Genomic DNA, 26,900 nt, shown 5'->3' on the forward strand with positions numbered 1-26,900 from the left:
AAAAGAAATTTCGTTCTACGGAACGGTTCCAGCAATGTTTTGTTACATTACCACAATGTCTCGGACATGCTCGGTCATTAACTCATGATGCGTTCCGCACGCGATGATCCTGCAGGGCATTCCACATTTGCAATAATGTGGTGTGTAGCAGTGTTTCGCCAGATGAAGGATTGGCATAGAGCATGGGTAATTTTGTACGCGATATACCTCCGGCCGAAACCAAGTCTTATGATGCTCAACGAACGCCCTACGCGATGACCGCGCCCAATGTTCTCATCGTGGAAGACGATCCGGCGCTGCGCACATTGGTCATGCGCGCGTTGCAGCAGAACGGATTCAACGTCCGCCCGGCAGGCTCGGCGCCGGAAATGTGGAACATCATGGCGGAATCGCCGGTGGACGTCATCATCCTCGACATCATGCTGCCGGGCACGCACGGGCTCGACCTGTGTCGCCAGATCCGCCAGCAAAGCGATGTGCCGCTGATCTTCGTGAGTGCCAAGGGCACTGAAGTCGACCGTGTCATCGGGCTGGAGTTGGGCGCGGACGATTATCTGGCCAAGCCATTCGACACGCGCGAGCTTATCGCGCGCATCCGCGCCGTGCTGCGTCGTGGCCGGATGGACCGCCAGCATGAAGGGGCAGGGCGTCGTGAAGCGCGCTTCGACGGCTGGACCGTGAACTTCCCCCGCCGCGAAGTCAGCGCTCCCGATGGCGCGGTGGTCGATCTGACAGGGGCGGAGTTCGACTTGCTCGCGGCATTTATCGACAATCCGCAACGGGTGGTTGCCCGCGAACGGCTGATCGAACTGTCGCGCGCACGGCTGGGCGATTCTTCGGACCGTAGCGTCGATGTGCTGATCAGCCGCCTGCGCCGGAAACTGTCCAGCGAAGGCGGAAAGACGCCCATCGTGACCGTGCGCGGCGTCGGCTATATGTTCAGCGCAGAAGTCGAGCGCGTTTGAGGAACCTGCTGCATCCTTCGCTGGGGTTGATCGGACGGGTTCTCATCATCGTCCTGCTGACGATCCTCATCGAATTTTGCGCCGGGACCATATTATACGATCGCGCCAGCAGCCTGCGCGTGCGCGAAGACGAAGCCAATCGCATGGCGGAGCATATCGCCGCCGCCAGCCGCGTAATGATCCAGCGCGACCCTTCGGAGCGTCCGGCGATGGCCAGCCGCTTGTCGAGCGCCAACTTCACTGTGACCTGGCACCGGACCTTGCCGCCGCCGCCACCGATGTCCGCCGATCTCTTCGAAATGCGCGATCAGATCGTGGCGCGGGAGCCGGTGTTGGACCACCATATGCTGCGCCTCTATCTTCGGGAACCGGGACGCAGAACGGTGGTCGTGGGGAGCCTCGCTCTGGATGACGGGACCTGGCTTACCTTCAACGCGCCGCAACTGGTGGATGAGGGCAAGTTCCGGATCGCCTGGATCGCGATGATGATCGTGGTGGCCATCGGCCTCAGCCTGATCGCCGGTCTGATGATCCGCACGACATTGCAGCCCGTGCGCAGGCTGGCCGTCGCGGCCGCACGCATCGGCCATGGCGAGCAGGAGCAGATCGCCGAAACCGGCATCAGCGAAGTGCGCGACCTTATCCGCGCGTTCAATGAAATGCAGGGGCGGATACACTCGCTGATTGCGGACCGGGTGGAGGCTCTGGCTGCGGTGGGCCATGATCTGCGTACACCGCTTGCCCGTCTTCAGTTGCGAGCGGAAGGCATTGGCGACGATCAACTGCGCGAATCTATCGGGGCCGATGTGCGGGAAATGGCGGGAATGGTTTCCTCGCTGCTGGCCTATCTGGGCGGCGACGATGACCCTGAGAATCCGCAGGCTGTCGATCTGGCGGTGATGGCGGCGACGCTGGTCGACGACATCGTCGATCAGGGACGGGATGCAAGCTATGCCGGTCCCGATCATCTGACGCATCATTTGCGCCCGCTGGGCTTCAAGCGCGCGCTGCGCAACGTGGTCGAGAATGCTGCCAAATATGGCGACATGGTGCAGGTGACGGTGAACGCGGATCAGGACCATGTCACCATACAGGTCGAAGATGACGGACCCGGCATCGACCCCGAGCGGCTGGAGGATGTGCTGCGACCGTTCGTCCGGCTGGACGATGCGCGCGGTCGCGATACGCAGGGGCTGGGCCTCGGGCTCGCGATAGCCGTGCGCGCGGTGGAGATGGAGGATGGCACTATCCATCTTGCCAATCGGGACTCCGGCGGTCTGTGCGTTACTATTTCCCTGCCTCGCGGCGACGGGGGTGTTGCGCAATCGCGTAATGCAGGGCGGCACTAAGGTAATATTGGGAAATATCATCCCATAAAAAAGCACATTTATGGCTTTTAGAAATAATCAGAAACAATCTGTAAACTAAACAGACATGAACTGTTGCTTGTTAAGCACTGATTTTCGCAAAATTGCTGCTTTGCACAATTGTCGTTTTGTTCTCCGAGAGCAGAGAGATACAGATTGGGCATCCGGATCGATCCGTACACCGCGAACACCGTGTGAGATGTACGGACGACAAGGACGCAGGTCGGAACATGTCTTTTCAAAAAGGGGATGTTCATGCGCTATATTCTTGCTTGCGCGGCTTTCAGTGTACTCGCGGCCTCGCCCGCCATGGCTCAGGAAGAGCCGACGAGTCCGATAACGGTTTCCGGCAGTGTCGGTATCGTTTCCGACTATCGTTTCCGGGGCGTTTCACAGAGCGACGAAAAGCTGGCAATTCAGGGCGGATTTACCGTGTCGCACGAAAGCGGCCTGTACGTAGCGACCTGGGGTTCCAATCTTTCCGGCTGGGGCACGTTCGGCGGTTCCAACATGGAGCTGGATCTGGTCGCCGGTTACAAAATGCCACTGGCGGGCGGCGCGCTGGACATCGGTGCCACTTGGTACATGTATCCGGGCGGCTTCGATAACACCGACTTCATCGAACCTTATGTAAAGCTTTCCGGCACCGCCGGCCCGCTGAACCTGCTGGCAGGTGTCGCTTATGCGCCCAAGCAGGAAGCATTGGGCAACTGGTATCTGAACGGCACTTCCGCTGCTGCGGGTGTGTATGATGTTCCCGGCGACAAGAACGACAACCTCTATCTGTGGGGCGATGCGTCGGCCGGCGTTCCCAACACCGGCCTGACCGTGAAGGGCCATATTGGCTATTCGAACGGTAACAGCGGCCTTGGCCCGTTCGCGACTTCGGTTGCGCCGACCGGCGAATATTGGGACTGGATGGTCGGTGCCGATTATGCGCTCGGCCCGGTCACGCTCGGCGTGGCCTATGTCGATACCGACATCTCGAAGGGCGAGTCGGCTTATCTGCAGCCCAGCTTCAGCAAAGGCCAGGACGGCACGGGTTCGATCGCCGATGCGACGATCCTCTTCTCGGTCACCGCTGCGTTCTGATCCGCGATTTTCTCTGAAACTTGCCTGACGAAAGGGGCGGGGACCATGCGGTTCCCGCCCCTTTTGCTGTGATGATGGCGAAAAGGCGCTGCGACACATTGCGACAATTGAGGGCGCGCGCTGACACATCTGTGGGACAAGTGGCCCCGATAAGGGCATCACAGTTAGTGAAGTAAAGGACACCCTCATGAGAAAGTTACTGATCTCCGTCGCTCTTGGCAGCATGCTCGTCGCGGGCGGCGTTGCCGTTGCACAGTCCAACGGCCCCGGCCCGAAAATGGGCATGCGCGGCCCGATGATGGCCGACGCCAACAAGGATGGTAAGCTCACCAAGGCGGAAGTCACTGCCGCAAGCGAAGCTGCCTTTGCCAAGATGGACCTGAACGGCGACGGCAAGATCACCAAGGAAGAACGCGACACGCTCCGCCAGAAGCGCTTCGACGATCGCTTTGCCAAGATGGACACCGACGGCAACGGCCAGATCAGCAAGGCCGAATTTCAGGCGCAGCACGATGCTCGCCAGGAAAAGATGGCCGAATGGCGCGCTGGCAAGGGCGGGCCCGATGGCCAGCGCATGGGCCGGATGCACCACCGCGGCAAGATGGGCGGCATGTGGGGTAAGGATGCCGACAAGGATGGCACTGTGACCCGCGCCGAATTCATGGCACGCCCGATGGCCATGTTCGACCGTGCGGACGCCAACAAGGATGGCGTTGTCACGGCTGAGGAAATGAAGGCTGCGATGCCGGGGCGCGGCGAACGCGGTAAGGGTCGCATGGCTCCCCCGCCGCCGCCTGCGCCGCAGAACTAAGTAAGACCAGACATGCCCCGATGCTTTATAACCGGCATCGGGGCATGTCTTCTGCATGGCTTCGCTCTTTCTTCTCGTTTCCTCCCATGACAAGACACGCACATGAACGAACGCCCGCATCTCCTGCTCGTCGACGATGAACGCTCCATTCGGGAGCCGCTCGCGCAATATCTGCAGCGCAACGGATTTCGTGTGACTGCCGTCGAGAATGCCAGCGAGGCGCGGATGCGGCTGGCGGCCAATGCCATCGATCTCGTCATTCTGGATATCATGATGCCCGGCGAGGACGGCCTCAGCCTGTGCCGCCATATCCGCGAAACCAGCGACACGCCGGTCATATTGCTGACCGCGAAGTCGGAGGAAACGGACCGTATCGTCGGTCTGGAAATGGGTGCGGACGATTATGTCCTCAAACCCTTTTCTCCCCGTGAGCTCGTCGCGCGGATCAAGGTGATTTTCCGGCGGGTGGCCACCGGCGGTCAGCGGGTCAGCACCGCTGACGGCGCTAGCTACGCTTTTGCCGGCTGGGTCCTTCGGTCGCAGGAGCGGACACTGGTGGACAGCGAAGGCGTATCCCTCCCGCTTTCGACCGCCGAATATAATCTGATGCTCGCCTTCGTGACGCGGCCCAATCATGTGCTGAGCCGCGATCAGTTGCTCGACATCACACAGGGCCGCGAAGCCAATGCGTTCGACCGTGCCATCGACAATCAGATCAGCCGACTGCGCAAGAAGATAGAGGACGATCCGAAAAATCCCGCCCTTATCAAAACGGTGTGGGGCGGCGGCTACACTCTGGCGGCAGAAGTGCGGAAATTGTGATTCAGCCTTTACGCCGCGTCCTTCCCAAAAGCCTGATCGGCCAGGTCATTCTGGTTGTCGCGCTGGCGCTGTTCGTGGCGCAGGCGATCAACTTCGCGTTTCTGATGCGGGAGCGCAACCGGATGCTGCTGACGGCGGCCACTGCACCTGCCGTCGCGCGCATCGTCGATGGTCTGGACCGGCAGGAAGAGCGCCGTCTGGGCGGGCGGGACGGTCCGGGACGCGTCACCTTCTTCGACGCAAAGCCAGCCTTCTCCGGGCATCGCAGAGTCGATGCGGAACATCGCGCGACCGACATGTTTGCAGATGTCGGCTTCACGGTCCTTTCTGTCGAAGCCTATGAAGGCGTGGCGCAGCTTCGCACGGGCCGTCGGTCGCGATTGCGTGACCGCATCGAGCCGCACCGCCCGCGCGAAGTCCATCTGCTGACTATCGCCGTGGAATATCAACCCGGTCGCTGGGTCACCACGCAATCGCGGATGAGCAAGGGCATGCCGCGATTGAATGGCTGGCTGCTGGGGCAGACTCTCATTCTCTATGTGATCGTCCTGCTGCCTTTATTGTGGGTGGGGCGCCGCCTTGCCCGTCCCCTGAAAGACCTTACCGCCTCCGCGCGCCAGTTCGCTGCGACCGGGTCGGCCGATCCGGTCGAGGAGCGCGGGCCGGGCGATGTCCGCGATCTGACCACGGCTTTCAACGCCATGCGATCCCGCCTGCGGGCGATGCTGGATGAAAAGGACCGGATGCTGGGCGCCATCGGTCACGATCTGCGCACGCCGCTGGCGTCGCTGCGGGTCCGTACCGAATCGGTCGAAGATGAAGGCGAGCGCGCGCGCATGTCCGACACGATCGAGGAAATGAACCGGATGCTGGAAGACATCCTCTCGCTCGCGCGGGCGGGGCGCAGCATGGAGCCGGTCATAAAGGTCGATCTGTCCGCCCTCGCCGATGCCGTGGTGGAGGATTTCATCGAACTGGGTTCGCCTGTCGATATGGTGGACAGCGCGCGTGCGGTGGCCCCGGTCCGGCCGCAACTCATTCGCCGGGCCCTGCGCAATCTGATCGAAAACGCAGTGGTGTACGGGCATCGCGCGCATGTTTCCGTCGTGCAGGATGCCGCCGCGATCCGCATTTGCGTGGCCGACGAAGGGCCGGGCATCGCGGAAGAGCGCATGGACGAAATGATGGAGCCGTTCACCCGCCTGGAAGGATCGCGGAACCGCGAAACCGGCGGCGCGGGCCTTGGCCTTGCCTTGGTGCGCGCCATCATGGCCGAACATGGCGGCGCGCTCCGCCTCGCCAACCGCCCGGACGGCGGTTTGGAGGCCAGCCTCGTTTTGCCGATGGCTTAATGCTTGCCGGGTTTCGCTCCACCGGCTTTCGCATTGGGATTGACGATCACTGCCCCGGTCGGAAGCCCGGTGCCGCCCATGTCGAGCGCAGTGGCTTCCTCCCGCGCCTTGCGTTGCGGATTGTCGCGTTCGCGGATCGCGGCGCGCGTCTCGGCATCCATGCCTGCCAGTTCACTGGCATTGGACCGGCCACCCTTTGACCAGCCAAGCACGATGGACATGCGCCGGTTGCGCGGATCGTAGATATTGCCTTCGATGAACGGCTCACGGTCGGCGACGCCTTCGATCTTGGCAAATCGTTCGTTGCTGAGGCCTGAGTCTGCCAAAGCCTTGCGCGTGGCTTCGGCGCGGGCGGACGACAGCAGCCAATTGTTCATCGTTCGCCCGGTTGCATAGGGCAAACCATCGGTGTGCCCGCGCACGATGACATCGTTTGGCATGTCCTGCAGCACCTTGGACACTTCACCGATCAGCGAGCGCGCTTGCGGGAGTAAACGGTCGGTTGCCATGGCGAACATCGCAAAGTCGGCTTCGTCGATCAGGTCGATCCGCAACCCTTCGTGGGTCTCGGTAAAGCGGATGTTCTTGCGCATCTTGGCCATCAGCTTGTTGGCGGCCATGCGCTGTTCGATCTGCTGCTTGATCTTCTCGAACTTCTGGCGGTCGGCGGCGCGCTTCATCTTGCCGCCTTCGTCCTTCGTGCCGGATGCATCGCGCGGGATGGTGATCGCCATATTGCCCTGGCCGCCGGTCGTCGGGTAATTTTCCTTGCCGGTGATGCTGTCGCCACCCAACAGGCCGGTCGCGCCTGCGCTCCCGGCTTTCATGGTGACCATCGTCGGCGTGAAATAGTCGGCGAGCGCCTTGCGTTGCTTTTCGGTCGTTGCCCCGAGCAGCCACATAAGGAGAAAGAACGCCATCATCGCCGTCACGAAGTCGGCATAGGCGACTTTCCACGCGCCGCCATGGTGACCGGCATGGGCCTCCACGATGATCTTCTTTACGATGATCGGGCGCGGTTCCGGTTCGTTCCCGCGCTTCTTGCTATCGGCGGCCATCGCTTATTTGCCCCGCATGCCGTCGAACACTTCGGCGAAGGCAGGCTGGTTGGCGTGAGTCAGGCTGGAGCGCGCGGCTTCGATGACCAGCGGCTGCGGGTGACCGTGCAGCGATGCGATGATGATCTGCTTCACGACATGATAGATAGCGCCATCGGCTTCGATCACCGATTTGCAGCGTGTCGCGAACGGACCGACCAGACCATAAGCCAGCAAAATACCCAGGAACGTGCCGACGAGCGCCGAACCGATCATCGCACCCAGAATGGCCGGCGGCTGATCGATCGAACCCATCGTCTTGACCACGCCCAGAACCGCCGCGACGATGCCGAGTGCGGGAAGCGCATCGGCAAGTCCCTGCAGGTTTTCGGCAGGCTTGATCGCTTCGTGGTGATGCGTCTTGAGCGTGTTGTCCATCACGTCCTCGACGGCATGTGGGTCGAGCGTGCCGGACGATACGACCACCAGCCGCAGCGTATCGCTGATCAGATGGATGAGCGTCTTGTCCTTCAACAGGCGGGGATATTCGCTGAACACAGCCGAAGATGCCGGATCTTCGATATGGGGTTCCAGCGCCACCGGCCCTTCGACGCGCAGCATCTTCATCAGCTTGCTGACGAGGAAGATGCAATCGAGGAAATCCTGTTTCTTGTACGTTGCGCCCTTGAATACCTTGGCGAAACCGCCGCCCAGCGCCTTGAGGTCCGCGCCGCTGTTGCCGATGATAAGGGAGCCGACGGCGGCGCCGCCGATGATGAGCATTTCGTGCGGAAGTGCGTGCAGTACCGGGCCAAGATCGCCTCCGGTAAAGGCGAACCCCCCGAAGACCATGCCGACCAGAACGACGATACCAATGACTGCGAACATGCTGTTCCCCACGTGAAACCCATCGCGTGGCTGCGCACCGCGATACCGTTTGATTGTAAGGACGGTTTGGTTACCGTGGGGTTTAGGTTATTCTGATTAGTGCGATTAAATTATCGCAGTCGGCGCTTTTTTTAGCGTTGGCCGCCACATCGGAATATTATCGAATCAGGTCGAACAGCGTCTGCTGGTTGATCTTTGCGAACACGGCCTGCGCGGCCTGCAACGTCGTCAGCTTCGACTGAACGCTGGCCAGCGTTTCGGTCAGGTCCGTATCTTCCAGAACGCTACGCCGTTCGCTGAGCGTCAGGTTGACTTCGACCAGACGATCCTTTGCCGTATCCAGCCGGTCACCGCGCACCCCCTGCGACGTCTGCTGGTTGATGACGTGATCCAGACCCTTGCGCAGTCCATCGAGCGCGGCGCTGCGCTGGGCGTCTGTCCCGGTCGAAACAGCGGCGATGGCATTGGCCAGGATGTCGTCGATCGACATGACGGTGCCGCCCACATTGATCCCGGTCGAAACCTGTTCGCGCGTGCCGACAACCTGAAGATTGATGCCGCGCGAGACGGGGATCGCTGTGCTGGTGCCGACGTCGAACACGGGCGTGCCCTGAAAATCGGTTTCGTTGATCAGTTCGTTGGCGACGATGCGGATATTGCTAAGCTCCGCCGTGATCGCGGCCCGACCGCTGTCGTTGGTGGATGCGGTCGTGGCTGTAACCATCAATTCCTGGCCGCGATTGAACAGGTTATACAATTCCTCAAGATTGGAACTGGCCTTGGCCGAACGCGATTGCGCATAGGACACGTTGTGCGACCATGCCGCCTGCTGCGACTGCTGACGGGCAAGGTCGGACACCTGCACCCACGCCAGCGGGTCCTGCGACGCCTTGGTCAGCCGCGTGCCGCTGGACACGGCGGTCTGATCGGCCATGATGCTTTGCGACAACGCTTTCTGGCGGCGGATTTCGTCGGCCAGCGTCTGTGCGGTGATGGCTACCATGGCCTATAATTCCCTTTTAAAATCTTGATCACATTATCGACAGAATGGCGTCGACGGTTTCGCGCGCCACCTGGATGATCTTCGCGCACCCCGAATAGGCTTGCTGGACACGCAGCAATTCCGCTGCCTCGACATCCAGATCGACGCCGCTCACATTTTCGCGGGCGCTGCGGGCCTGTTCGTCGCGCTTCTGCGCGGCGCTATGCTCCGACGTCGTGGCGTTCAGGATATTCGCATGGGCGGCGATCAGTCCGGTCCACCCTTGTTCGACGCTTCCCGTGCCGCGCACGGAAGAAATGTTGAGCAGGTTGCCGTTCAGCCGACCGTCCGCAGACTTCGCCGCGACATCCGCGCTGTTGCTGATGACCAGCGCAAGGCTGGATGCGCTGGTGCCGACCGAGAACAACGCACCGCCCGCCGTACCCGCATCGGTCAGACCCTGACTGTGCCAACTGTTCATGTCGGCCGCAAATTGCTGAGCCAGCGTATCGATCGTAGCCAGCCGGTCCTTGGCAGTGACGGCGCTCTGGAACAGTCCGCCCAGCGATCCGGCCCCCGGCGATGCGACCGCCGCACCCGCAACGCTCAGCGCCAGCGTGCCGTTGGCATTTTGCGAGACGGCAAAGTTGGTGGGGACAGCACCGTCCAAAATGGTCGTGCCGCCATAGCTGAGCGCGGTCGTGCCGTTCGCGCCAAAGGATATCGTGATATCCATGCGCTGCGTGATCTGGGCCAGCGCAGCGTCGCGACTGTCCAGCAATTGCGCGTGATTGGCCGTGCCGTCCTGCGCACGCAGCAAGTTGATGTTGACGCGCGCCAACTCGGCCAGCGCGTTGTTCACCGTGTTGATGTCGCTGCTGGCATCCGTGGCAATGCCTGCCTGCGCTTCCTTGATGCCGTCCGCCGTCTGGTGGAATGCATCGACGACGCGCTGCATCCCATAGATCAGCGTCGTGCGTAACGATCTGTCGGCGGGATTGGCGGCCAGCTTTTCAACGCCGCCGAACATGTCCGACAGCAGATGTCCGACGCCGGTGTCGCTGTCATCCAGCGCGGTTTCCATGTCGCTCAGCCAGCGCAGACGCGATGTCGCACTGCCCAGCGCCGTACCGGTCAGACGGACCGTGGCATCCAGATAGGGGTCGTTGTCGCGGTTGACGCGCAACACGTCGACACCGCCGAAATTCGTCTGCGGCGCATAGATCAGCATGGTCGATGCCGATGCGAGGGATTCCCGCGTCGTAATGGATCGCCGATTGTAATTGGGCGTATTCGCGTTGGAGATATTCTCCGATATCGCGCCCAGCATGGTGCGATAGGCTTTGGTGCCCGACGCGCCGATGACGAAAAGGTCGCCGCTCATTTCGGCGGCTCTTCAGCAACGGGTTTTGCATTGGGATCGGTCGCCATCTTCGCGCCAAGCTGTTTTATCAGCAGGTCCGCGATGCCGAAGCGTCCGGTCTCCGCCATGTTATCGGCGGTGCGCGAGTCCGACATATCGCGAAATTGCGCGGTTGCGTCGCTGTCGGTCAGCCCTTCGCCCAGGCTCGACGAGCGCATGGTGGCGATCATCTGCCGCAGGAAAATGGCTTCGAAGGCCTTGGCCGTTTTCTGCAATTGCGCGCTCGGTTGCGCAGCCGTCTGGCTGGTGCCGGTCGCGGTCGTCGTCATTGCAACTTGCGTCATTACAGCACCACCAATTCTGCTTTCATCGCGCCGGCTTGCTTGAGCGCTTCCAAAATCTCGACAAGGTCGGACGGGGAAGCGCCGATGGCATTCACGGCTTTGATTATATCGGCCAAAGACGCGCCACCTTTAAAATCTATTACCGGGCGCTTCTCTTCCTCGATGCTGATCGCGCTATTCTGCTCAGTGGCGGTCTGTCCCTGAGAGAAAGGCGCGGGCTGCACGACGGTCGGGGTTTCCTTGACGCTGACGGTCAGTTTGCCATGCGCGACGGCGGCAGGGGCGATCCGGACCGCGCCGTTGATGACAACCGTGCCGGTGCGTGCGTTGACGATCACCTTGGCGGGAGCCTCAGCAGGCTTTACTTCGATATTCTCGATCATTCCCATCATCAGGATGCGCTGTTCGGCACCCTGTTCGGCGTCGATGGTGACCGACACCGCATCCATGGCGCGCGCACGGCGGTCGCCAAAGGCGCGGTTGATGCCGTCTGCGACACGCAATGCGGTGGTAAGGTCAGCTTCGGCCAGATTGAAGGTGAGGGTAGGGGTCGTGTCGAACCCGGTGGCCACGGCCTGTTCGATGGTCGCGCCGCCCGGAATGCGACCGGCGGAGGGAATGTTGACCGACACCTGGCTGCCATCGGCGCCCGATACGCCCAGACCGCCAACGGCAAGGTTACCCTGCGCCATCGCGTAAATCTGCCCATCCGCACCGCGCAATGGCGAGAGGATCAGCGTACCGCCGCGCAGCGATTTCGCCTTGCCCATCGCGGACACGGTCACGTCCAGACGCTGACCCGGCTTCGCAAATGCCGGAAGGTCGGCGGTGATCAGCACAGCCGCTGCGTTTTTCAACGCGGGGTTCACGCCCTGCGGCAGGGTCAGGCCGAAGCGGGCAGCGATGCCCTTCATGCCTTCGGTCGAATAGTTCAGGCTGTCGTCGCCTGTGCCTGCAAGGCCCACGACGATGCCATAGCCGGTAAGCTGGTTGGGCCGGACCCCTTGAAACGTGCCCAGATCCTTGATCCGCTCCGCATGGGCAGGCGGCAGGAACGCGATGGCCGCCAGCAGCCAGACGGCAACGCTGACGATCTTGATCGCGAAGGAGGATGTCGGGCTCATGGCTATGGCTTTCCGCATCAAAAGGGGCTGAGCATGGTGAAGAACCGCTGCAACCAGCCCTGACGGCTGGCGCGGGCGATCTCACCCTTGCCCGTGTAAATGATCTTGGCATCGGCAACGCGCGTCGAAAGCACACGGTTGTCGGGGCTGACATCGGCCTGACGGATCAGCCCGGAAATCTGGATGAACTCGTCGCCGCGATTGAGCGTTAGCGCCTTTTCCCCACGCACCAGCATGGTGCCATTGGGATAGACCTTGGCAATCGTGACCGTGATTTCCCCCGACAGCGCATTGGACTGCGCGGCCGTGCCGCTGCCCTTGAATGCGTTGTTCCCACCGGCGCTTACGTCGCTGGGGTTGAACAGCGAGAATGGGCCGGTCGTCGGCGGCGTCAGACCGATGGAGCCATTGCGGCTGGTATCGGCGCTGTTGCTCTTGGTCGCCTGCGTCCGTTCGACGAGGGTGATCGTGATGATATCGCCGATGGTGGAGGCACGCGCGCCGCTGGTGAGCGGGGAATAGCCCGATGCGATCTGGAATATCGATCCATTGGGCTGCGCAGGCACCGGCGCAGGCTCCGAATAGGTCGGCGCATAGACGACCTTTTCGACCTTGCGCCGTGCGTCGGCGGGCTGCGCGATCAGCGCGACGGCGACGATGGCCAGCGGTGTAAGAACGGGACGCATGGCGGTCATCATCCTCACAGTTGCTGGTTCACATATTGCAGCATTTCGTCGGTCGCCTTGATCATCTTGGAATTGACTTCATAGGCACGCTGCGTCTCGATCATGTCGACCAGTTCCTCGACGACATTGACGTTCGATCCTTCCAGCGAGCCGGAGCGGACCGATCCGCGGCCTTCCAGCCCCGGAACACCGACCTGCGGCGTGCCGGAAGCGGCCGTCTCGACCAGCAGGTTGGCGCCAATTGACTGCAACCCTGCGGGATTGACGAAGCGCGCGGTTTCGATCTTGCCGACTTCGGTCGCGGCCGCTTCGCCCTGAATGGTGGCCGATACGGTGCCGTCATTGCCGATGCTGACATTCGTGGCGCCTTCGGGAATCTGGATCTGCGGGATCAGCGGCAGGCCTTCGGAACTGACGACCGTGCCTTCCCCTGTCAGGCTGAAATTGCCTGCCCGGCTGTAGGCGATGGTGCCGTCGGGCTTCTGCAACTGGAAATAGCCAGCGCCTTCGATGGCGATGTCCAGTGCGTTGCCGGTCTGGTTGAGCGTGCCCTGCGTGTCGATCTTGCTGGTGCCGGTCAGCGCCACACCCGACCCGAGCGACAGGCCAGTGGCATATTTGTTCTCACTGTCCGATGCGGACCCCGCCGCGATCATCTGCTGATAGGCCAGCGTTTCGAAATCCGCGCGGTCGCGCTTGAACCCGGTGGTGTTCACGTTCGCCAGGTTATTGGCGATCACGCGCATCTTGGTGTTCTGCGCGTCGAGGCCAGTGCGGGCGACGTGGAGGGCGGCGTTGCTCATCGTTCAATCCTTCCTAAGTTCGATCAGGCATCAAGGCGCATGAGAGATGCGCCGCCGTCGTCGATTTCCTTGGCGGTGGTGATCATCTTGATCTGGGTTTCCCAGGCGCGGCTGGCTTCGATCATCTGGACCAGAGCCTGCGTCGCATTCACGTTCGATCCTTCGACCGATCCCGACGTGACGCTGCCCAGCGCATCCTGCGGCAGGATGCCGCCATTGGTTTCGCGGAACAGGCCGTCCAGACCCTTTTTGACGCTCATGCCCTGCGCACTGGCGAGCTTGAGTGCATCGACTCGTTGCGGCTGGCTGGCTTCGCCGCCCTGCGGGACGATCCAGATGCTGCCATCCTTGGCGATGGTGATGCTGTCGGCGGCGGGCAAAGTGATCGGCCCGCCTTCGCCAATGACCGGATTGCCGTCGCCGGTGGTCAGCAAGCCGCTTTCATTGAGCTTCAGGTCGCCCCGGCGGGTATAGGCTTCACTGCCGTCGGTCGCCTGCACTGCCAGCCAGCTATCGCCGTTCATGGCGACGTCCAGTGGATTGCCCGTGGCGGTCACGGCGCCCTGGTTCATATCGGCGGCGACCACCTGCTCGGCCTGCTGTGCGCGGGTCTTGAAGGTTTGGCCGTCGATATATTGCGTCGACGCATTGGCGATTTCGCCGCGAAAGCCGACAGTGTTGGCGTTCGCCAGATTGTTGGCGATCGCTGTCTGCCGCGCCATTGCGCCGCGCATTGCCGTAAGCGAAGTGTGAACCAGGCGATCCATGATCGATCCTCAGTGTGCTGTGCGGTCTTAGGTACGCAGGTTGACGATGGTCTGGGTGATCGCCGTGCTCGTTTCGATGGCCTTGGCATTCGCCTGAAAATTGCGCTGTGCGGAGATCAGGCCGACCAGTTCTTCGGTGATGTCGACATTGGATCGTTCCAGCGCGCCGGAGCGTACCGACCCGAACATGCCTTGCCCGGCACCCCCGTAAATCGCGTTGCCGCTGTTGATCGACGCTTCCCAATGGGCGTCGCCCTTCTGGCGAAGGCCGTCCTGGCTGGCGAAGTTGGCCATCGCGATCGATCCGATCGCTTCGGTGGTGCCGTCAGCGTAGGTCGCGGCAATAACGCCCTTTTCGGAAATCGAGACGCTGGCCAGTTCGATGGTCGTGCTGGGCTTGACCGAAGGAATCTGCAGGTCGGTGAGCGCCGTGCCGGTAATCGCGCCCGTTGCCGGATCGACTGGCAAGACCTGCAGGCGTGCGCCGGTCGTGTCGACCACGAAGCGGCTCTTGTCCATCGTGAACGCGCCGTTGCGGGTATAGGCGGTCGTGCCACCCGTGCCCAGCGTCTTCACCGTGAAGAAGCCTTCGCCGGTGACGGCCAGATCGAGTGTCTTGTCGGTGGTCTCGATGGTGCCCTGCACGAACTGCTGGTTGATGCCCAGCACGCGGACGCCCTGACCGGCGATCTGGCGCGTGTTCTGCGTCGGGGCGGAAGCGAAGATGTCGCCAAAGCTCGTCTTGCTCTTCTTGAAAGCCGTCGTGTTGACGTTCGCGACGTTGTTGGAGATCGTCGAAAGGTCAGCCTGCGAAGCTTTGAGGCCGGAAAGCGAAGTGTAGAAGGACATGATTGTTACTCCTTAGAAATTGCGTTCAGCCGAGCTTCAGGGCGTCGGACGGGTTGAAGGTGCCAAGCGGCGTGATGAGTTTCGATGTCGTGCCATCGGCGGGCGACTGGACCGCGGCGATGCTGGCCCAGGTGGCTACCTGCGTCGGCGTTGCGCCGCGCACTTTGACCTGCAGCGTCTGCGTGCCGATATTTTTGCCGTCGGCATCCTTGCCATCCCAATAGAAGGACACGTCGCCGGCTTCATGCGCGCCCAGGTCGAGTGTCTTTACGACCTTGCCCGTGCCATCGACCAGATCGACGCTCAGCGATTCCGTCGCGGCTTTCAGGGTCATCTGCCCGGCATATTGTCCGGCGACGTCCGGCGCGGCGAGATTGCTCTTCACCAGCATCGACTTCCCGATCCAGCTTGCCGCATCGCCAAGGCGCGAGCCGCTCAGTTGATCCTTGATCTCGCGCAGCGACACATTCATTTCCGCGATGCCGCTGGAATTGGTGATGGTCGCCATCTGCGCAACCATCTGGCTGTTATCCATCGGCTCGAACGGGTCCTGCGTCTGCATCTGCGCCGTCAGCAGGCGCAGAAAGTCGGCCTGGCCCATCTGCGATTGCGTGGCGGCTTTCGTGGCGGTGGCCTGCTGCGTCGTCAGGCCTGCTTTATCGACTACGGCTGCGGTCATTTGCCCATCCTTATGGTTTCCAGCATGAGGGACTTTGCGGTCTGAAGGACCTGCACGTTGTTCTGATACATCCGCGCCGACTCCAGCATGTCGACCAGTTCGGCACTGCTATCGACGGCGGCTTCCCACACGTCGCCATTGGCGTCCGCGAGGGGGTGATTGGGGTCGTGGCGCTTCGATGGCTTGGCATCGGTCGTCACCACCTTGTCCACGCGCACGGTCGACACGCCGGGCTTTTCCGTGTCCGAGGAAAAGACCGGACGGATCGCGCGATAGGCGGTCTTCTCGCTGCCGGTCACATTGCCTGCGTTCGCCATGTTGGATGCGGTGGCATTCAGGCGGACGAGCTGTGCGGACATTGCCCGACCGGCAATGTCGAAGACATTCATGGGTTCACCGGCCATCGTCATTCTCCCCGAAGCGCGCGGTTGATGGTGCCGATGCGCCCTTCCAGAAAGGACAGCGTGGTGCGGTACTTGACGGCGTTCTCGGCAAACAGAGTCTGCTCGGTCGAAAGCTCGACGGTGTTGCCGTCCATGCTGGGCTGCAGCGGTACGCGATATCCCATCGCGCCCTTGGCGGCGTTGCTTGCGCTTTGGCCTGCGTCGGTCGCGGTTTTCAACGCCGCTTCGAAATCGATATCGCGCGCCTTGTAATTGGGCGTCGATGCATTCGCGATGTTGGAGGCGAGCAGGCTCAGACGCTGCGAGCGCAGCGCAAGCGCTTTCCCATGCACTCCAAACAGACTGTCTTCCACACTCATTTTTCTGCTCGTCCCCATTAAAGTTCGTGTTCGGCCTGCCGTCCTTGTCCCTGTGGAGCATGATGGCGGGCCTATCCCGTCACATATCTGCAAAGGCCGTGCCAATTCACGGTGGGGAACCGTCTGCCGCTGTCGGATCACGCATTTCTGCGGGTTTGCCGGGGCAGGGCGGCAAGGGCGGCAATTTTTTGCCGGTCGGCGGCGCGCATTTGCCGTTGCTTAACCCTGTGTGTGGCAGGGTTGGACTAAGGGGACGGCACGATGGGCTTTTTAACGCATATCCTTGACCCGCTGACGCTGGCGCTGATGATTTCCGGCGTACTGGCGATTGCCATGCTGCAGAACGGACCGGCCGCATTTGCGCGCGGGTTCCGCGCCTTGCACCCGCTTCTGACCGCTAAGCCCGACCGGGATCGCGATGCCGCCCGCGCGGCGATGCTGCAGGTCGATCACCTGGCCCAACTGCGCGGGCTTGCCTGCACCGATCGCGTCTGCACAGACCGTATGCGTACCGCGCATCCCTTTCTGGGAGAGGCGGTCCGCAAGCTTTCGCACAGCGAACGCATCGATCAGTTCGAAATCTGGGCAGAGCAGCAGCTTGCCGACCGCGAAGAACGCCATCGCACGGTCCACAACATGTGGCTGTCGATTGCCGATACGGCCCCTGCGCTGGGTATGGCCGGAACCATCATCGGCCTGATCGGCATGTTCGGCGCGATGAACGATCCTGCGGCCATCGGTCCTTCCATGGCCCTGGCGCTCCTGACGACCCTCTACGGCCTGGTCATCGCCAACCTGATCGCGGCCCCGATTGCCGGACGCCTTGCCGATCTTTCGATGCGCGAACTCGCGTGGCAGCGGGCACTGTGCGATCGGATGTTGGTGGTGGCCCGCCGTGAACATGCGCCGGTGCGTCGGGCGTCAATCCGCGAAGTCGCATGAACCGCGCGCGCAGCGCCCGCTGGGCGATCAGCTTTGCCGATCTCGCTTTGCTTTTGCTGGGATTTTTCGTGCTTTTGCAGGCAAGCGGCACCCGCAGTGCGCAGGTGCTGTCGGGCGTCGGCGCGCAATTCGGGGCGCGACCGATGGTCAAGGCTGACGAGTGGCGCGCCTCCGCGCTGTTCGTGCCGGGGGAAGCCATTCTCACCGACGCGGGCCTGCGCAAGATTCGCGCGTCTGCGGCACGTTTCGTGACACGCGGCGGTTCGGTCGAACTGGCCTCGTCCGGGCAGGACAAAGCCACCGAACGCTTCGATAGCTGGGATCTCGCTGCTGCGCGGCTGGGGGCTGTCGCCCGCGCGCTCAAGGATAGCGGCATCAGCGAAAAATCCCTGATAATCCGGGGGCTTGATCAACGCATGGATCGCGGGCAGGGGCAAGTCATTCGCCTCGCTCCCGGTCCTGCCAAAACGCCCTGATCGTCGGCTGGCACAGTTATTGCTTATATGTACGCAATGAATGTCAGGAGACAGGTTTTGCGTGGTATTTCGATTTTGGCGGTGGCTTTGGCTGTATCCAGCCCGGCGGCTGCACAGCAAAAGTTTGAAAATCTGGACCGGCTGGACAGCCTTGTCGCGATGACCGTGGGCGCCAATCTGGGCGAACCCGGCGGTCCCGTTGCGCCGATCGATCGCCGCCTCAAACTGATCCCTTGCCCCGGCACGCCCAGCATAGATGGCCCGGTTTTCGGGGCTGCGATAGTCAAATGCGATGCAGTCGGATGGCGCATTCGCGTGCCTCTGGCCAATGGCGGGGTGCAGGCGAACGTCACCGTTCCTACCCAGCGGGCCGCTCCGCAACGCGCGCCTGCGCCGTCACGGGAAATCGTCGTAAAGCGCGGCGATCCCGTGCAACTGGTGGCGGGCGGCGCAGCTTTCAGCGTCACGCGCCTGATGGTGGCGGACGAGGATGGACCCATTGGCGGCATGATCCGGGTGCGCGGCGAAGATAAAAAAGCCCCGCCGGTACTGGCTCAGGTCGTGGAAATGGGCATGGTGCGTATTCCGGGATTTAAGGAAAACTAGATGGTGCCGTTTATAACAGCGACGAGTATGTCTTCGGGGTCTGCAATGGCCCGGACGCAAGAAGGACGTGACCATGATTAATTCCATTGGATTGGGGCTTGGCTCCGCCATTGACACTTCCAAGCTGCGCGAAAGCGGCAAGAGCGCGCCCAAGGGCAGCGTGCCGGGTTCTAGCGCACAGACCGCACGCCTGTCGCCCAGCCCGGCAGCGCGCATGGCTGCACAAGGTGCGCCGGTCGATACGGACAAGATCGCCGCGATCAAGGCCGCCATCGCCTCGGGCAACTATCCCGTGGATGCCGAAGCCATCGCGCAGAAAATGCTCGATCTCGATCTTCCGCAGGACTGACGAAAGCCATGACCTTATCCGCCCTCGATGCCCTGCGCGACGCCTTTGCCGATCTGCGCAATGCGCTCGATGGCGATGATATGGCGCAGGTGGATGCAGCGACAGCCCGCGTTCGCGAAGCAACGGCGCAAGTCCGCGCGCAGGGCGCATGGCGCGACGAGCCTGCGGTACGGGAAAAGCTGAACAGCCTGATGCCGATCATCGATGCGGCCCGCGTTCGCACCAACGTCCTTACGGATAATGCCCGCCAGCGGATGGATCTGCTGGCCGCGCACGGAGCAGGCCACGCGCCGCTCACCTATCGTCGCTAACGTCCCGGCGTCATCCCGGGCTTGACCCGGGATCTCACTTCTTCCTCCGCACCAGACAGGCAGCGGGACCCCGGATCAAGTCCGGGGTGACGATAATTGCGCGTCGGTAGCGCCCGGTAATCCGCATCACCCACCACACCAAAACTGGCACGCTAATTGCTTAAATAGCCCCGTAGGTAATAGGGGTTATTCAGTGTCTGCCTTTGCTGACATGAACATTGCAGGATCGAACGGCATCGGCGGTCGCGTGAACAACGCTATCGCCATGGCCAGCCGTCGCACAGGTATCGACTTTGGCTATCTGCTGGGTCAGGCGAAAATCGAAAGCAGCCTCAACCCGACTGCGCGGGCGACGACATCGTCCGCCACCGGCCTATATCAATTCATCGACCAGAGCTGGCTCGCCGTGGTCAACGATCATGGCGCCGAATATGGCCTGAGCTGGGCATCGGACGCCATCAGCAAGGGCACCAACGGCCGCTATTATGTGGCCGACCCGGAATTGCGCCAGCAAATCCTCGACCTGCGCAAGCATCCCGAAACCGCATCCGTCATGGCCGCCGAACATGCTGCCGATAACAAGGCGTATCTGGAACGGCGTCTGGGTCGCGAAGCGGAGCCCACCGATCTGTATCTCGCGCATTTTCTAGGCGTCGGCGGCGCGGCGAAATTTCTCGCCGCGAACGAGGCGACGCCGGGTGCAGCCGCCGCTTCGCTGTTCCCCGCTGCAGCACGCGCCAACCGCTCGGTGTTCTTCGACCGTCAGGGCAGCCCGCGCAGCTTCGCCGATATCCGCGCCAAGTTCGCGGCAAAGCTCGATCAGAACTCGCAAGGTGCCAGCGTCCAGTACGCCAATGTGCAGACCCCCTCGGACTGGTCGTTGCCGGAAGGCAGCAAGGCCGTTCAACCGGCAGACTATGTCCGCATCGAAACCCAGCGCCTCGCTGCGCAGGGCGAAATCGACACCAACAAGCCGCAGCCGGCAACGGCGCGGCTCGCCTATCTCATGCTCGCGACCTTCGGAAGGTAACACCGGAATATGACACGCAGTCAGGCTAACGGAAAAGTATGGATGAGCGCCGCCAAGGGGGCCGTGCTCCCGATGGCGACGCTCATGGTCGTTCTGTTCATGATGGTGCCCGTCCCGTCGCTGATGCTCGACATCGGGTTCATCACCAATATCATGATCAGCCTTGCGGTGCTGATGGTCGCGCTGAACGCTGCCAAGCCGCTCGACTTTTCTAGCTTCCCGACCGTCCTCCTTTTCGCAACGCTGCTCCGCCTCGCGCTCAACGTCGCGTCGACGCGCGTCGTGCTGGTGAGCGGCCACACAGGTTCGGACGCAGCGGGCCATGTTATCGAAGCGTTCGGCCATCTGCTGATCGGCGGCGATTATATCGTCGGCATCTTCGTCTTTGCGATTTTGATGATCATCAACCTCGTCGTCATTACCAAGGGCGCAGGCCGCGTGTCGGAAGTGTCCGCGCGCTTCACCCTCGACGCGATGCCCGGCAAGCAGATGGCGATCGACGCCGATCTCAACGCCGGTCTGATGACCCCCGAAGAAGCCAAGCTGCGCCGCGCCGAAATCGCGACCGAAGCCGACTTCTACGGCTCGATGGACGGTGCCTCCAAATTCGTGAAGGGCGATGCCGTCGCCGGCATCCTCATCCTCGTCATCAACATCGTCGGCGGCATCGTGCTCGGCACGGTCAGCCACGGCCTGTCGCTCAGCGAAGCGGCCTCCACTTACATCATCCTCGCCATCGGCGACGCGCTGGTGGCGCAGGTGCCTGCGCTGCTGCTGTCGATTGCTGCGGCCTCCATCGTCACCCGCGTGAAATCGGAAATGGACCTTTCGGGCCAGATCGCCAGCCAGTTCGGCGCAGGCAAGGCCTGGGTGCCGGTCGCCGCGATCCTCGGCTTCCTCGGCATCCTGCCCGGTATGCCGCACATGATCATCCTGCCCGCCGCAGCCTTCACCGCTTTCCTTGCGTGGAAACTCAACAAGACCGCCAAGACCAAGGCGAACGCACCGGCCCCCGTCGAGGAAGCGCCCAACCCCGCGCATATCGAATGGGACGATGTGTCGGACGGCGCGGTCCTCGGCCTCGAAATCGGCTATGGCCTCATCGGCATGGTCGATGAACGCAAGGGCGCGCCGCTCATGGCCCGCATCACCGGCATCCGTCGCCAGTTGAGCCGTGAGCTTGGCTTTGTCGTGCCGATGGTCCGTGTGAAGGACAACCTCGCGCTCGAACCCAATGCCTATCGCATCACCATTGCCGGCGTCGTTGTCGGCGAAGACGAAATCTGGCCCGAAGACCTCCTTGCGCTCGACAGCGGCGCACTGGAAGGCGAAGTTGACGGTCGTGCGTGCAAGGATCCGACCTTCGGTCTCGACGCGGTCTGGATCGGTCAGGAAAAGCGCAGCGAAGCCGTCGTCTGCGGTTACACCGTGGTCGATCCGGCCACCGTCGTCGCGACGCACCTCAATCAGCTCATCGCCATGAACGCGGCAGAGATGTTCGGCCTCGATGAAGCCCGCAAGCTGCTCGACGCGCTGAAGGACAGCGCGCCGCAACTGGTCGATGGCCTGACCCCCGCATTGCTCAGCCTCGCGCAGATTTCCGCTGTCTGCCGCTCGCTGCTGATGGAAGGCATCGCGCTCAAGGATTTCCGCCGCATCTGCGAAGCGATGATCGACGCGGCGCGCCCCGATTACAGCCACGAACAACTTGTCGAGGCAGTGCGCCAGCGGATCGGTTCGCTCATCATTCAGGGGCTGGTCCCGGTCAAGATGCCGCTCTCCGTCATCACGCTGGACGGCGACCTCGAAGCATTGCTGGCACAGGCCATGCGCGTCGCGGGCGATGCCCGTCATCCCATCGAACCCGCGCTTGCCGGTCGCATCGTCGAAGCGGTTACGACGGCTGCGCGCCCGATCATGGGTCAGGCCCGCAACTTCGCCATCGTCACATCGCCGATGGCCCGCCGCGCGCTTGCACGACTTTTTAAGCCTCATCTGCCAGAAACGCCGGTGCTGTCCTTCCTGGAGATTCCCGATGGGAAACCTGTGGAAGTGGTGGCCGTGGTGGGGGGCGAATCGCAACGGCCTGCGCCGCGCCATGATCCGTTGCCCGGGCTGATGGCCCCGCCGCGCGAACGAGTCGCTTGAGGGAACGCCGCCGATGTACATGAAGAAGATCACGGCTGCCGACGGTAATACCTACGGGCGCAATGCCGGACCGATGAGCCCTGCGCATCTGTCGAAACAATATATGCCGCTGGTCCGCAAGATCGCCTGGCACGTCCACGGTCGGGTATCGAGCGCCATAGAGATCGAGGATCTGCTGCAGATCGGGATGCTGTCGCTGGTCGAAGCCGCCAACAGCTTTGAGGATCGCGGCCACGGCTTTGCGACTTATGCGCAGATGCGCGTGCGGGGCGCGATGATCGACCATCTGCGTCGCCACGCGACCTTGTGCCGCTCCGCCATGGCGACGCGCAAGAAACTGGGCAAGGCGCGCAATGAACTGGAACAGAAGCTCGGCCGCCTGCCGACCGAAGCGGAAATGTCCGCGCATCTCGACATGCCGCCCGCCGACTATCGCATTGCCGCCGACAGCGCGGAGATGGTGCAGCACACCAGCATCGACGAAACCTATTCCGATCAGTCGATGTGGTTCGCCGATGTCGAAGAGCGCGCCGACGAAGCCCTGGAACGCGAAGGCCTGAAAAAAGCCATTGCGCAAGGCATCGGTAAGCTGCCCCAGCGAGAAGCGATGGTCCTGCAGCTCTATTTCGTCGAGGAAATGAACCTTGAGGAAATCGGCCTGACGCTGGACATTGGCGCGGCGCGCGTGTGCCAGATCAAGAAAGCGGCACTCGACAAGCTACGCGGCATGCTCAGCGACTGGGATTAAGCCGCCGATCAGGTATCGTTCGCCACGCTGATCGGCGCAGTCCACACCGAATTGGACCGGCCCACCGACAGACGAGTCCGCAAGGGGCGATAGCTGCTAAGCTGCCACCATGCCTTGGGCACAGCCATCAGGCCGCGTGTCTCAAGCGCCCTCGCCGCATCCTTGCGTGCCGAAAAAGACGCCAGCAATGGTGCGCCCAGCAGGCCCAGCACAATGGGCATCAGCCACAGCATCGTAATGCCCGAAGCCAGCCCGCCGACCACTATGATCGCGCCCAACGCGACATGATAGCGGAAGGTGCGGAACGCTTCGGCCAGCGGTATGCCGTCGCAATCGCGGCTCTGCCCGTTCCATGCGCTCTTGCGACCCGACAATATGCTGACCAGGTTGATGCTGTGCGTCAGCATCTGGATCGGTGCGGCCAGGATCGACAGAACCGTCTCCATGATCGCGCCCACCCACAGGCGCAGCGTACCGCCAAAGGCCACACGGCGTTCCTCGTCCCGCATCGTCAGGATGATCGCCATCACCTTCGGACCGAACAGCAGCACGACCGTCAGTGCCAGCAAGGCGCCCGATGGCAACAGCGCATTGGCGCGCCATGCGCCCGCAAACTCCCCGCCGATCACCAGCAGGATCAGCGCCAGCCACATGGGCGACGTCACATAAGCCGATGCACCCACCAGCAGTTGAAAGCGATTGACGACGTGCAGGCCAGCAATCCGGGCGATCAGCGGCACATGCTGGATATTCCCCTGACACCAGCGGCGGTCGCGAATGGCCAGATCGGGCATCGACGGCGGAAATTCTTCAAAGCTGTCGTCGGCCATCACCATACGCACGGCCCAGCCGCGCCGCCGCAGCAGCGCCGCTTCGACCATGTCGTGGCTCATGATATGCCCACCAAAGGGCGCGCGCCCTTTCAGTTCGGGCAAGCCGCAGCTTTCGGCAAACGCCGACACGCGGATGATCGCGTTATGGCCCCAGAAGGTCGCCTGACGATCCGACCACCAGATCGCACCGATGGCTGACATCGGACCGTATAATCGGCTGGAAAACTGCTGCCAGCGCGCGAACAGTGTCTGCGCACCCACGACCGCCGGGATTGTCTGGATCAGCGCGACGTTGGACTCGCGATCCATCTGCGCGGCCATCTGGCTCATCGTCTTGCCGCTCATCACGCTGTCGGCGTCCAGCACGATCATATATTCATAAGCGGCACCGAAACGCTGCACCCATTCGGCGACATTGCCCGGCTTGCGACCGGTGTTCACGGTGCGGCGCCGATAATAGACCGGGCGCACAAAGGCATTGCGCACGCAATCATAGGCATCTTCTTCCAGCTTGCCGTTCTCGGCATTGGAATCCGACAGAATGAAAAAGTCGAACTGATCGCGACCCGGCAGCGTTTCCATCGACCGTTCCATTATGGACAGCCGCCCAATGATCGTCAGGAAATCTTCGTTGCACACTGGCAGCAGAACGGCGGCGCGTCCTTCCGGTATGCGGGTAGTGGATCGCTGATAACCCCGACTGTTGTGCACATCGCGGGCAAGGATCAGCACGAATCCGATGATACTGTTGGCAAAGCCGAAGGCAATCCATGTGAACAGCGGCGCGGCCAGCATGACATAGGCAATCTCCCACGCGGAAAATCCATGGGGCTGCAACCCGTCCAGCATCATCGAAATGCCGATGAATGCTGCGCCGATCGACAGCAGGAAGAGCGCGCCGACGCGCGACAGGCCCGGAGCAATGGGGGGAGAGGGGCGTGAACGCGGGGGCGCGACGTCGAAATCCTGCACCGGCATGGCGATGGGCGCTTCGGGGGGAAGCGACGCGCCGGTGGCATCGGGCGAAGGCATGGCCAGTCGCGTGCCCCGCAGGACACGTCCCTTTTCCATCATGGCACGGCTACTGCCGGGCAATAAACTATCCATTGCGCTTTCCGCCCTTGTGTCGCCCTTCGCGGGTGTCCGGCCATTCCGGCGACCCCGCCTGTAATTATGTTCGGATTAACCGCACATGTGCGCCGAAGTTCCGTCAGGCGTTAACAGGATAATGGACCATTTCGGACAGGGGGCTGTCGCCGCGCCGCAATTGCGCGCGAATCTCGGCACCCAGACCGGGGTCTGGCGCGACGTCCAGCACCACGCGCCACCGCCCCGCCTGACCCAATACAGGGTAGACGGCGCTTTTCACCACGCGCCCGTGAATCGCTTCGCTCCACACGGCAATGCCGTCCTTCTGCGCAGGTCCATCGCCGAAATCGAGCACGATGCGCAGCGTTTTCTCGTCCACTGTCCCCCGGAACAGGTCGACCAGCGGCATTGGCGACCCCGCCATCTGCGGCGCGTCGTCCTGCCAGTCGAGGCGATAGGATATGTCCAGCCTGCGACCGGGCGTGACGGGGGAGGTGGGCACCCAGTAAGCGGCGACATTGTCCTCATATTCGCTGTCGGTCGGAAACGCATATAAGCGCACCTGTCCTTTGCCCAAGGGCTTGCGCGGTGTGGCGAACAGCGAGGGGCGGCGGTCGTAAAATACGCCATCATCCTGATAATGATCGAAATTCCTGTCCCGCTGCAACAGGCCAAAGCCGCGCGCATCCGGTTCGGTAAAGCTGCTGATATGCGGCGCGCCGGGATTGATCAGCGGTCTGGCCTGCGCGGCTCCATTGGCCGACCGCACGAGCAGCGTATCGGAATCGTGAATTTCCGGCCGCCAGTCGGTCGCCTGTTTGCGATGCGCCTGATCGTACCAGAACATGCTCGTCATCGGCATCAGGCCCAGTTCGCCGATTGCGCGGCGGGGAAACAGCGCCGCGTCGATATCCTGATGCACCCCGGTCTCGTCGATACTGTTGCGCAGGCGATAGGCGCCCGTGATGCCCGGCCCGTCGAGCAGCGCGTAGACTGTCAGCGCATTCGGCCCGTCATGCTCCAGCCAGAAATGCGTAAAGCGCGGAAATTCTTCCTTGCCCGCGCTGGTGTCGATGGCGATCGCTCGCGCGGACAGGCCATATTGCTTGCGCGCGCCCGACGCCCGGAAATAGCTGGCACCCATGAACACCAGCCAGTCGGCATCGCGCGCCTTGGTCATGATGCGAAAGCCTGCAAAACCGGCATCGGGGCCAAGCGCCGCGACCGGGCTGTTCGACGGCATGTCGAAATAGGCCGGATCATAGGCCAGCGGCGTTGCCTGCCCCTTGTCCACCAGATGCAGGAACACTGGCTGATTGGCATTCCTGCTCAGCGGGAACAGCCGGACGCCGGTCGCATCGTTCCGATCGTTCCAGATCGTGCGCTCGTCGCGAAAGCGGACCTGGTGCAAGGCATCGTAATCGACGGCCTGCGCACCGGGATGCGGCGGAACATTGACGTAGGCGGATCGGGCCAGCGCCTTGGCCCGATTGACCAGCACCTGCCAGTCGAAACGTCCGGATGTCCCTGCCGCGCGCGCCGATGTGCTGCCCGCCATCATCAGCGCCGCGCCCGTTGCGGCGACCATTTCACGTCGGTTCCATTCTGTCATGCGGGTCACTTCGTATCGCTGCGCAAAATTATCAAGCGGTCTTGGATGTTACGCCCGCGAAA

Annotated in this window: 29 protein-coding genes; 14 read left to right on the forward strand and 15 right to left on the reverse strand. The window is 62.2% G+C overall.

Translation table 11 applies throughout. The features are described from left to right. Positions 1–254: 254 nt before the first annotated feature. From LQ220_RS03920 to LQ220_RS03945, 6 genes are all read left to right on the forward strand, one after another. Positions 255–965, forward strand: a complete 711-nt coding sequence (locus tag LQ220_RS03920; protein ID WP_230187259.1) for a response regulator transcription factor — start codon at positions 255–257, stop codon at positions 963–965. Next, complete coding sequence (locus LQ220_RS03925) at positions 962–2,314, forward strand: ATP-binding protein (RefSeq protein ID WP_230186952.1); 1,353 nt, start codon at positions 962–964, stop codon at positions 2,312–2,314. The genes LQ220_RS03920 and LQ220_RS03925 overlap by 4 nt, the downstream gene beginning before the upstream one ends. Positions 2,315–2,581: 267 nt before the next feature. Further along, positions 2,582–3,424, forward strand: a complete 843-nt coding sequence (locus LQ220_RS03930; RefSeq protein ID WP_230186953.1) for a TorF family putative porin — start codon at positions 2,582–2,584, stop codon at positions 3,422–3,424. Between the two features lie 187 nt (positions 3,425–3,611). Next, positions 3,612–4,235, forward strand: coding sequence for an EF-hand domain-containing protein (locus LQ220_RS03935; protein WP_230186954.1), 624 nt, complete (start codon positions 3,612–3,614; stop codon positions 4,233–4,235). Positions 4,236–4,337: 102 nt separating this feature from the next. Then, positions 4,338–5,057: a response regulator gene (locus LQ220_RS03940; protein ID WP_230186955.1), complete on the forward strand. Its 720-nt coding sequence runs from the start codon at positions 4,338–4,340 to the stop codon at positions 5,055–5,057. After that, a complete protein-coding gene (locus LQ220_RS03945; protein WP_230186956.1) occupies positions 5,054–6,409 on the forward strand; it encodes an ATP-binding protein in 1,356 nt (451 codons plus the stop codon). Before LQ220_RS03940 ends, LQ220_RS03945 begins: the two co-directional genes overlap by 4 nt. Here the strand turns inward: LQ220_RS03945 and LQ220_RS03950 are convergent. From LQ220_RS03950 to flgB, 13 genes are all read right to left on the reverse strand, one after another. After that, the gene (locus LQ220_RS03950; RefSeq protein WP_230186957.1) at positions 6,406–7,467 is read right to left on the reverse strand and encodes a flagellar motor protein MotB; all 1,062 of its coding nucleotides are present in this window, start codon (positions 7,465–7,467) and stop codon (positions 6,406–6,408) included. The genes LQ220_RS03945 and LQ220_RS03950 overlap by 4 nt on opposite strands. Before the next feature lie 3 nt (positions 7,468–7,470). Then, on the reverse strand, positions 7,471–8,334 hold the full coding sequence (motA, locus tag LQ220_RS03955; protein ID WP_230186958.1) for a flagellar motor stator protein MotA: 864 nt from the start codon (positions 8,332–8,334) through the stop codon (positions 7,471–7,473). A gap of 157 nt (positions 8,335–8,491) precedes the next feature. Then, complete coding sequence (locus LQ220_RS03960; RefSeq protein ID WP_230186959.1) at positions 8,492–9,337, reverse strand: flagellin; 846 nt, start codon at positions 9,335–9,337, stop codon at positions 8,492–8,494. Between the two features lie 28 nt (positions 9,338–9,365). Then, positions 9,366–10,700: a flagellar hook-associated protein FlgK gene (flgK, locus tag LQ220_RS03965; RefSeq protein WP_230186960.1), complete on the reverse strand. Its 1,335-nt coding sequence runs from the start codon at positions 10,698–10,700 to the stop codon at positions 9,366–9,368. Further along, positions 10,697–11,008 (reverse strand): rod-binding protein, encoded by a 312-nt coding sequence (locus tag LQ220_RS03970; RefSeq protein WP_230187260.1) that lies wholly within the window; start codon positions 11,006–11,008, stop codon positions 10,697–10,699. The genes flgK and LQ220_RS03970 overlap by 4 nt, the downstream gene beginning before the upstream one ends. Before the next feature lie 14 nt (positions 11,009–11,022). Next, the gene (locus tag LQ220_RS03975; protein WP_230186961.1) at positions 11,023–12,147 is read right to left on the reverse strand and encodes a flagellar basal body P-ring protein FlgI; all 1,125 of its coding nucleotides are present in this window, start codon (positions 12,145–12,147) and stop codon (positions 11,023–11,025) included. A gap of 17 nt (positions 12,148–12,164) precedes the next feature. Then, positions 12,165–12,833 (reverse strand): flagellar basal body L-ring protein FlgH, encoded by a 669-nt coding sequence (locus LQ220_RS03980; RefSeq protein ID WP_230186962.1) that lies wholly within the window; start codon positions 12,831–12,833, stop codon positions 12,165–12,167. Between the two features lie 14 nt (positions 12,834–12,847). Further along, positions 12,848–13,636, reverse strand: a complete 789-nt coding sequence (gene flgG / locus LQ220_RS03985) for a flagellar basal-body rod protein FlgG (protein WP_230186963.1) — start codon at positions 13,634–13,636, stop codon at positions 12,848–12,850. A gap of 23 nt (positions 13,637–13,659) precedes the next feature. Further along, positions 13,660–14,403 carry a flagellar basal-body rod protein FlgF gene (flgF, locus tag LQ220_RS03990; RefSeq protein WP_230186964.1) on the reverse strand — a complete coding sequence of 248 codons (744 nt, stop codon included), beginning with the start codon at positions 14,401–14,403 and terminating at the stop codon, positions 13,660–13,662. A 27-nt stretch (positions 14,404–14,430) separates the two neighbouring features. Beyond that, a complete protein-coding gene (locus LQ220_RS03995; RefSeq protein WP_230186965.1) occupies positions 14,431–15,252 on the reverse strand; it encodes a flagellar hook-basal body complex protein in 822 nt (273 codons plus the stop codon). Between the two features lie 25 nt (positions 15,253–15,277). After that, positions 15,278–15,931, reverse strand: a complete 654-nt coding sequence (locus LQ220_RS04000; protein WP_230186966.1) for a flagellar hook capping FlgD N-terminal domain-containing protein — start codon at positions 15,929–15,931, stop codon at positions 15,278–15,280. Then, positions 15,928–16,335: a flagellar basal body rod protein FlgC gene (flgC, locus tag LQ220_RS04005; RefSeq protein WP_230186967.1), complete on the reverse strand. Its 408-nt coding sequence runs from the start codon at positions 16,333–16,335 to the stop codon at positions 15,928–15,930. Before flgC ends, LQ220_RS04000 begins: the two co-directional genes overlap by 4 nt. Positions 16,336–16,337: 2 nt before the next feature. Further along, positions 16,338–16,694, reverse strand: coding sequence for a flagellar basal body rod protein FlgB (flgB, locus tag LQ220_RS04010; RefSeq protein WP_230186968.1), 357 nt, complete (start codon positions 16,692–16,694; stop codon positions 16,338–16,340). Between the two features lie 261 nt (positions 16,695–16,955). On the opposite strand from flgB, the gene LQ220_RS04015 reads away from it, so the two are divergent. From LQ220_RS04015 to LQ220_RS04050, 8 genes are all read left to right on the forward strand, one after another. Then, entirely contained in the window at positions 16,956–17,636 is a 681-nt protein-coding gene (locus tag LQ220_RS04015; protein WP_230186969.1) for a MotA/TolQ/ExbB proton channel family protein, read from the forward strand. Continuing rightward, complete coding sequence (locus LQ220_RS04020) at positions 17,633–18,112, forward strand: flagellar motor protein MotB (RefSeq protein WP_230186970.1); 480 nt, start codon at positions 17,633–17,635, stop codon at positions 18,110–18,112. The genes LQ220_RS04015 and LQ220_RS04020 overlap by 4 nt, the downstream gene beginning before the upstream one ends. A 36-nt stretch (positions 18,113–18,148) precedes the next feature. Beyond that, positions 18,149–18,718, forward strand: coding sequence for a flagella basal body P-ring formation protein FlgA (locus tag LQ220_RS04025; RefSeq protein WP_230186971.1), 570 nt, complete (start codon positions 18,149–18,151; stop codon positions 18,716–18,718). Positions 18,719–18,791: 73 nt separating this feature from the next. Beyond that, the gene (flgM, locus tag LQ220_RS04030) at positions 18,792–19,067 is read left to right on the forward strand and encodes a flagellar biosynthesis anti-sigma factor FlgM (protein WP_230186972.1); all 276 of its coding nucleotides are present in this window, start codon (positions 18,792–18,794) and stop codon (positions 19,065–19,067) included. Between the two features lie 8 nt (positions 19,068–19,075). After that, positions 19,076–19,378, forward strand: coding sequence for a DUF1552 domain-containing protein (locus tag LQ220_RS04035; RefSeq protein WP_230186973.1), 303 nt, complete (start codon positions 19,076–19,078; stop codon positions 19,376–19,378). A 193-nt stretch (positions 19,379–19,571) separates the two neighbouring features. Then, positions 19,572–20,408: a lytic transglycosylase domain-containing protein gene (locus LQ220_RS04040; protein WP_230186974.1), complete on the forward strand. Its 837-nt coding sequence runs from the start codon at positions 19,572–19,574 to the stop codon at positions 20,406–20,408. A 9-nt stretch (positions 20,409–20,417) separates the two neighbouring features. Next, positions 20,418–22,556 (forward strand): flagellar biosynthesis protein FlhA, encoded by a 2,139-nt coding sequence (gene flhA, locus LQ220_RS04045; RefSeq protein WP_230186975.1) that lies wholly within the window; start codon positions 20,418–20,420, stop codon positions 22,554–22,556. Between the two features lie 13 nt (positions 22,557–22,569). Next, on the forward strand, positions 22,570–23,304 hold the full coding sequence (locus LQ220_RS04050) for a FliA/WhiG family RNA polymerase sigma factor (RefSeq protein WP_230186976.1): 735 nt from the start codon (positions 22,570–22,572) through the stop codon (positions 23,302–23,304). Between the two features lie 8 nt (positions 23,305–23,312). Here the strand turns inward: LQ220_RS04050 and mdoH are convergent, their stop codons facing one another. After that, on the reverse strand, positions 23,313–25,244 hold the full coding sequence (gene mdoH / locus LQ220_RS04055) for a glucans biosynthesis glucosyltransferase MdoH (RefSeq protein ID WP_230186977.1): 1,932 nt from the start codon (positions 25,242–25,244) through the stop codon (positions 23,313–23,315). Between the two features lie 103 nt (positions 25,245–25,347). Continuing rightward, positions 25,348–26,838 (reverse strand): glucan biosynthesis protein, encoded by a 1,491-nt coding sequence (locus tag LQ220_RS04060; protein WP_230186978.1) that lies wholly within the window; start codon positions 26,836–26,838, stop codon positions 25,348–25,350. Positions 26,839–26,900 lie beyond the last annotated feature (62 nt).

This window comes from Sphingobium sp. CECT 9361, assembly GCF_918741285.1.
GTDB lineage: Bacteria > Pseudomonadota > Alphaproteobacteria > Sphingomonadales > Sphingomonadaceae > Sphingobium.